Source organism: Prevotella amnii DSM 23384 = JCM 14753 (assembly GCF_000378745.1).
Taxonomy (GTDB): Bacteria; Bacteroidota; Bacteroidia; order Bacteroidales; family Bacteroidaceae; genus Prevotella; species Prevotella amnii.
The window spans coordinates 1-1,491 of record NZ_KB905339.1 but is presented as its reverse complement, the minus strand read 5'-3'; the positions used below and the strand labels follow the sequence as shown (position 1 = coordinate 1,491).

General features: G+C 37.2%; 2 protein-coding genes. Both read left to right on the top strand.

Annotated features, from left to right (window positions below):
* The first annotated feature begins 184 nt into the window (after positions 1-184).
* Positions 185-679 (top strand): LPD11 domain-containing protein, encoded by a 495-nt coding sequence (locus F596_RS0110680; protein ID WP_024992678.1) that lies wholly within the window; start codon positions 185-187, stop codon positions 677-679.
* 110 nt (positions 680-789) lie between these two features.
* Positions 790-1,107 (top strand): hypothetical protein, encoded by a 318-nt coding sequence (locus F596_RS0110675; protein WP_019036937.1) that lies wholly within the window; start codon positions 790-792, stop codon positions 1,105-1,107.
* Positions 1,108-1,491 lie beyond the last annotated feature (384 nt).

Sequence of the window (1,491 nt, the reverse complement as noted above, 5' to 3'; positions counted from 1 at the left end):
ATTCTCACGGCAGCCTTCCGCAAATCAAAGATTTGGGTTTTCCATGAGAATATCCTTAAATTACTTTGCTTATCTTCCTAATGACCTTACTACCTTATTTGCACGTAAAATTTGAAAGCTCGATAGTCTCCTGCTGTAAAAAGTAGAGAACTAAAGGGAAAAGTATTCACTTAAAATTAAACATATGGAAAGATTAAAGTTGCAGAGAGTGGGAAGAAACTACAGTGGGAACATTGCTTACAAGGATGAGAAAGGTAACTTTTACCTTGACCTAAATACAGCTACTAACGCAATTCCAACAGAGTTATATCATTGCCATCCATCTAATGATATGGATGGAGAACCAGGGTGTCCTTTGCAGTGTGATTTTGAAATCATAAACCCTATTACAGATATAGAAGTTAGAGAATATCATTGCAGAGGAAAGTATATGATGTTATCGAAGATATACAATGATTTGACAGCATATTTTGGAGAGACAGGCGAGGAAGAACGTGATAAGCAAGACTTTCGTTATCACAATGACAAATATGGTCTTTGGGGTGATACCATTGCGGAAACTATAGACGAACTAAAGAGACGTTGGCACGAAATACCCGAAGACTTAAAACCTGAATGGTTTTCATGGGAGGATATTGTGAAGTTGGAGCGTAAAGCAGAATTAAGCAACTTCCAATAATATGTTGTATATGGTTACACTGCATAAGTAATCTTTATATCTATTTTTCTACTTGCAACTTACATGCAAGTAGAGAATTTATTAAATTTACAGTCATAAAACTAAAAGCTATGTTTACAATCGAGAAATTCAGAAACGAGTGTGCTAATGTTTCAACTGAAACCGAACTAAGAGAGAAAATTGAGGAGTGTGCAAGATTCTTCGGGTATGAAGTTCGTCAGCGTGGTGCTAATCTAAGCGACTACTTCCCTTATGGCGATGTAGAAGAGGAGTATGTAGGACACTTCTTTGTTGAGCTAAAGAATGGAAACTACTTGTTAGCAGACAATGCTACAATAGCAGAAGTTGAGCCAAGAAAAGTAAAGTTCTATGCTAATTATGATGACCCAGGAAGTAATGATTACGTTTATACTTTTGAAATCGTATAAATTCACTTTTGGTTTAGTGTAATCCTTTTGTAAGAATAAGTGTATATATCATCTTAGATGCTGGTTTTCCATAAAGATTGCCAGCTTCTTTTTTGTGCTGCGCCAGATGGTCGCAGCACACATCAATCATAGCCCTATCAAAACGTGCTATCGCAAGTTTTTCTCTTTCTTGCTTTTCCCTAATGCTTTCTACTTTATCCCCACAGCTTCGCCAGTATTCCGCTAAGCATTAGGAACGCACTTATCTCATATACATGAGCGTGCTTATCCTTTCTGCTTTGCAGAACACAGGCTACGCTGAAACCCTTAAAACAGACAGAGCTGTTTTAATCCCATGAAAACCACAGTCTCATGTTCTACGAAGCATTTCGACAGAGGTTTTCA

Coding starts and splice junctions, on each gene's coding strand:
- F596_RS0110675 (WP_019036937.1), top strand. CDS start 790: ATGTTTACAATCGAGAAATTCAGAAACGAGTGTGCTAATGTTTCAACT.
- F596_RS0110680 (WP_024992678.1), top strand. CDS start 185: ATGGAAAGATTAAAGTTGCAGAGAGTGGGAAGAAACTACAGTGGGAAC.